Below are 4,817 nucleotides of genomic sequence, written 5' to 3'. Positions count from 1 at the left end.
CCCCCGCCGCGGGGGGGGGGGGGGGGGGGGGGGGGGGGCCCCCCCCCACCGGCGCGTCCGCCCCCGCATGAAAACCGCGTCCGTTCGGAAAAAAGATCAGCCGTCAGCGCGCTTGCACGCGCCCTCACCCCTACCCTCTCCCCGTTCCCCGGGGAAAGGGTGCACGGCCGCGCCTCGCCCCTCGCGTAAAGCCCCTCGACCTTCGCGCCTTGGCCCTGTAACGTCCCGCCGGGCGCGACGACAGCGCCCGCTTGCAATTGCCCCCACGCGATGAAGCGGCCTTCGTTTCCCATTCGCCGTGACATGGAATGACGCAGCCAGGCGAAGGCCCTTTGAAAAACCCCGAAACCCCGGACTATCGCCGCGATATCGACGGCCTGCGCGCCGTCGCCGTGCTCGCGGTGCTGATCTTCCACGGATTTCCCACGCTCGCGCCCGGCGGCTTCGTCGGCGTCGACGTGTTTTTCGTGATTTCCGGCTATCTCATCACCGGCATCATCGCCCGCGAGCTGAACCAGCGCCGCTTCTCGATCCTCACTTTCTACCGCCGGCGCGTCCTGCGACTGTTTCCGGCTCTGCTGCTGGTGCTGGCGGCGGCCTATGGGCTGGCGTGGCACAGCCTCTACGGCGACGAATTCAAACAGCTCGCGCTGCATATTCTGGCCGGCGGCTTGTTCGTCTCGAATTTCCTGCTCTGGACCGAATCCGGCTATTTCGACATCGCCTCCAGCGCCAAGCCTCTGCTGCATCTATGGTCGCTGGGCGTCGAGGAGCAGTTCTACCTGATCTGGCCCTGGCTGCTGATGTTTTGCGCCCGGCGGTCGGTCGCCGCCTGGTCCGCCATTGCGGCCGTCGCCATCTTGTCTTTCGGCGTGAATCTGGCTCTGGTCGGCTCGCATCCCGAAGCCGCCTTCTTCCTGCCGTTCGGCCGCTTGTGGGAGCTGGCGATCGGCGGGCTGCTGGCCCTGTCCGCCGCGAAACGGCCCGCGCCGCGCGTCGCCGATTGGCTCTCGCTCGGCGGGATCGTCGCCATTGTCGCCGCCGCCTTGTTGCTGCGCGAGGGGCCGGGCTTTCCCGGATGGCGCGCGCTGGCGCCGACGCTGGGCGCGGGCGCCCTGCTCTTCGCCGGCCCCAAGGCCTGGGTCAATCGCCAGTTCCTCGCGCGCGCGCCGCTGGTCGGCATCGGGCTGATCTCCTATCCGCTCTATCTCTGGCACTGGATCTTCCTGTCCTACGCCTACATTCTGGCGGGCGGAACGCCGCCCTGGGGTAGCCGCGCGGCGCTGCTCGCCCTGAGCCTTCTCGCCGCCTGGGCGACCTATTTCTTCGTCGAAAAACGAATCCGCAACGGCCGGCGCGCGAAGGAAAAGGCGCTCGTCCTGTGCGTCGCCATGGCCGCCCTGCTCGTCCTCGCGGGCGTCACCTGGCTGCGTGGCGGCTTCGATTACCGGCGCGGCTCGAATCCTCTGGCCGATGTTTCGACCGCCGCCATGGGCGCCGGCAAGGAGCTGACCGAGGCGCGCTGCCTCGTCGCACCGGAAACAATCGGCGACCGCTTCTTCTGCGCCAGCGACAAGCGCGGCCCCGCGCGGGTCTTGCTATGGGGCGACAGCAAGGGCGAGGCTTTGTTCTGGGGCCTGATGCGCGGCTCTTCGCCTGATCGCCGCTGGAGTCTGGTCGGCCGCTGGGGCTGCCCGCCGCTGCTCGACGGCGATCCGGCCGCGCCCGGCGTCTGCCCCCGCGTCAACCGCGCGATCGCCGAGGCGCTGCCGAACCATCCCGAAATCGAAACGGTGGTGCTGACCTTCGCGGCGCATTATTTCAGGAATCCGGCGCCGGACGATCCGCAGGTCATGACGCCGCAGGAAAAAGCGCTCGACGCCACAATCGCCATGCTGCTCGGCCAGGGCAGAAAAGTCGTGGTGACTTTGGACAATCCGGACCTGCCCGACCCGCGCCGCTGCATGGACCGGGCGGCGCTCGGCTGGCCGCCGATCCGCTGGCTGCTCGGCATGGAGCGCGACGCCACCCAGGTCACGCACTGCGATCGTCCGCTCGCCGAGTTTCTGGCCGAAAGCCGCGCCTATCGTGCAATGATGGCGCGGCTGGCGGCGCGGCGCCCGGAGGTTCTGATCTTCGATCCGACGCCGATTCTATGCGACGCGTCGCGCGGAATCTGCCCGATGGCGCGCGACGGCCGCTATCTCTATTCCTACGGCAATCACATTTCGGATTCGGCGTCCGACCGCATCGCCCGCGAACTGATCCCGTTGATCGACGCCGAGAGTGCACGAAAACAGTGAGCGCAATTCTCGACCAACAGAAATAGCACAAATGGAAATGCCGCCACGAGAGTAGCGAGAACGGCGCACTCAGAAACAAGGATGCGCGTAGCGCGTAGCCCCTTTTTCTGGGTATTGCTGGAAATGTCGCGCTCAATCACTGCAACCAGAATTCGAGCGATCTGAGTTTGCTCAATACAAAGTTTCTCTGCCCACAGCCGACCGAAAGAGATTTTCGATTATGCGCGACCAATATGCCGGGGACGTGAGCGACGTCCTGAAATTTGCATTTTTGCGAGCCCTTTCCGCGGATGACCGAAAATTGGGCATAGCCTGGTATTACGCCCCCGGAGACGACGGGCGCCCCGATGGGCGACATTTAGAGTGGCGTGGCGAAGAAGCATGGAACCGGCTCGACCAAGAACTTCACGCCGGCCTCGCCAGCTTACCTGAGCGCAGCATTATTGCACTGGAACAAGCGAACATCTGGCCGCAGGGAACGTTGTTCCACCGAGATCCTATGCCTTCGCGAGATCATCGAGGCGTTTGGGGAGCACGAAAACGACGCGCTCTCGAAGGAGCCGACATCGTTTTCCTCGATCCAGACAACGGAGTTGGTCAGGAATCGGGGAAACATGCCACGCATAATGAAATTCGACTCCTGCGGAAGCCAGGCCGTGCAATTGCGTTTATTACCTTTCCGGGCCGACACATGAAGCACGGTGCGCTCGTCCAACACATGCACCAAAGATTGGCGACCGAGACCGGAGCTGAGAATATCGTGACGTTGCGGATCAACGTGTCCGTCCCGCGCGCCGATGGATCACGCGCGCTCGTACAGCGCCAGCGTTGGTTCACGGTCGTCGACGCGGACGTCGAACTGGTCGCACGGGCAGAAACCTTTGCCAACGCACTCAAAACCGTTCCGCGAGTCACCACGCTACTAGACCGAACAATCTGAGCTCTCATTCGGGAGATTGGCATCTCGCCTGATGCGTATCGACCGAGCGCCATGGTTGCAATGGCGACGACGCCCGCAACTTCCCGATCGGCAGCGGCGCGGCCCATGGAGCCGAGATGCGATGCTGTGCCTGCACTGTTCTTTGCTGCCCTGCCCAATCGGAGGCGTCAGCGAAATCTCCGCAAAAGAAATGGTGGGCGATATAGCTTTGAAATAAATGCAATAAAATCAATTTATTAATCAGTGGTTCGGGCCTAAAATGCTGCTTTGAAAAGTTAATGCTTTTTGTGTCGCGACCCGAACATCAATTATGACTTCCCCGGATGCCGGGATGTTGAAAATGCAGTGCAAACATTTTCGCTTCGGCGCAACAATAATTTCGGTCAACTTACTCACCTCGCAATACGCCGAAAGGCACCGCAAGCGGTGTGCCGGCAACGCCTTTAGACATATTGTCCAACCCGCGCACGATAATATACAGCCCGCCCAGTATTCCTAAAACACTGCTGGCATCAGCCGTTACTGTTGCTAAACTGCGTGAGCCTGCCCCAACCGCCGCCATTCCAACCACAACCTCAGCCAATCCATACCAGAGGGGTAGCCTGCTGCGAAAAGAGTAAAATGCAACTCCAACAGGCAGGGCGATGAAGGTGAGCTCCATGCCAAAGTTTTCAACAAAAAATCTGATTAATTCCGCTGAGTAAGATAGCGCATACCCGCAAGCGGCGGCCACAGCCGATATAGAGATACTTATAATCCATGCTTTTGTCTTTATTCGTTGCACAAGATTTATTATTAATTGAGATTATTGTTGCCATTCAGCTTCAGCCATAAGCTCCACGAGAGCTTGGCTAGAGATAATCGAAACGCCCGCCGCCGGCCCGGCTACAATTAAATCGCGATCGTCACTCGCTAATGCTGTGCCAGATTTCTGGTCTTTCGCTGCCTGTAGTAAAATTATAGTATCTATGCCGTGAATGCGGCCGCCAACTGTTTTAATAAACTCGACAGGACTAGGCTCCAGCACAGCGAAGCCATCTTCGACTGCCTTATTGACCAAGGCAAATAGCTGAGATTTATGCCTACTTAGCTCTTGGTGCACAATACTCGGAATTATCAATGTAATTCGATTGTTCTTTGTCGCAAGGATCTCAGGGCGACGCACAATGACGCTAGTATCAAGGTAAATACGCTTATAGCCAATGCTGTTCATATTTTCACCGAAGAAAGAGGTGTTCAAACAAATTTCGCTGCACAGCGCCGAATCCGCTTAGCGTCGGAGCACGCTAAACTGATGCTTCCGGAATCCCAACCTCCCTCCACGACCAATATTCGAGCAGTTTTCTGCCCTACAGTCATGCAACTCGTTTCGCGAGCCGCGAAAGCGTTGAGCGCGAACAGCCGGTGGCAGCGACGATGCTTGACCACGACTGCCCTGCTTTGAGCATCGCGCTTAGGTCCTAAACTCATAAACGGGATTCCCGCGACCGCGAAAGAATGATTCAAGGTTCCCTGTGATTCTGGGGGCTTTGATGACGCGTCGGCGTTTTGAACTGACCGATCGGGAATGGTCG

At 59.9% G+C, this 4,817-nt stretch carries 4 protein-coding genes; 2 read left to right on the top strand and 2 right to left on the bottom strand.

The window, feature by feature from the left end; all coding sequences use genetic code 11:
* Positions 1 to 332 precede the first annotated feature (332 nt).
* Positions 333 to 2,303 (top strand): acyltransferase family protein, encoded by a 1,971-nt coding sequence (locus ACE3S9_RS14940; RefSeq protein WP_374547274.1) that lies wholly within the window; start codon positions 333 to 335, stop codon positions 2,301 to 2,303.
* Between the two features lie 220 nt (positions 2,304 to 2,523).
* Positions 2,524 to 3,243 carry a hypothetical protein gene (locus ACE3S9_RS14935; RefSeq protein ID WP_374547273.1) on the top strand — a complete coding sequence of 240 codons (720 nt, stop codon included), beginning with the start codon at positions 2,524 to 2,526 and terminating at the stop codon, positions 3,241 to 3,243.
* Between the two features lie 388 nt (positions 3,244 to 3,631).
* Here ACE3S9_RS14935 and ACE3S9_RS14930 read toward each other — a convergent pair whose 3' ends face one another.
* A complete protein-coding gene (locus tag ACE3S9_RS14930) occupies positions 3,632 to 3,904 on the bottom strand; it encodes a hypothetical protein (RefSeq protein WP_374547272.1) in 273 nt (90 codons plus the stop codon).
* A 144-nt stretch (positions 3,905 to 4,048) separates the two neighbouring features.
* A complete protein-coding gene (locus ACE3S9_RS14925) occupies positions 4,049 to 4,483 on the bottom strand; it encodes a PIN domain-containing protein (protein ID WP_374547271.1) in 435 nt (144 codons plus the stop codon).
* Positions 4,484 to 4,817: the final 334 nt, after the last annotated feature.

The sequence above is a fragment of the Rhodoblastus sp. genome (genome assembly GCF_041915505.1).
Classification (GTDB): Bacteria; Pseudomonadota; Alphaproteobacteria; order Rhizobiales; family Beijerinckiaceae; genus Rhodoblastus.
The sequence above is the reverse complement of the archived record's forward strand: the minus strand, read 5'-3'. Positions and strand labels throughout refer to the sequence as shown.

Coding starts and splice junctions, on each gene's coding strand:
- ACE3S9_RS14935 (WP_374547273.1), top strand. CDS start 2,524: ATGCGCGACCAATATGCCGGGGACGTGAGCGACGTCCTGAAATTTGCA.
- ACE3S9_RS14930 (WP_374547272.1), bottom strand. CDS start 3,904: ATGGAGCTCACCTTCATCGCCCTGCCTGTTGGAGTTGCATTTTACTCT.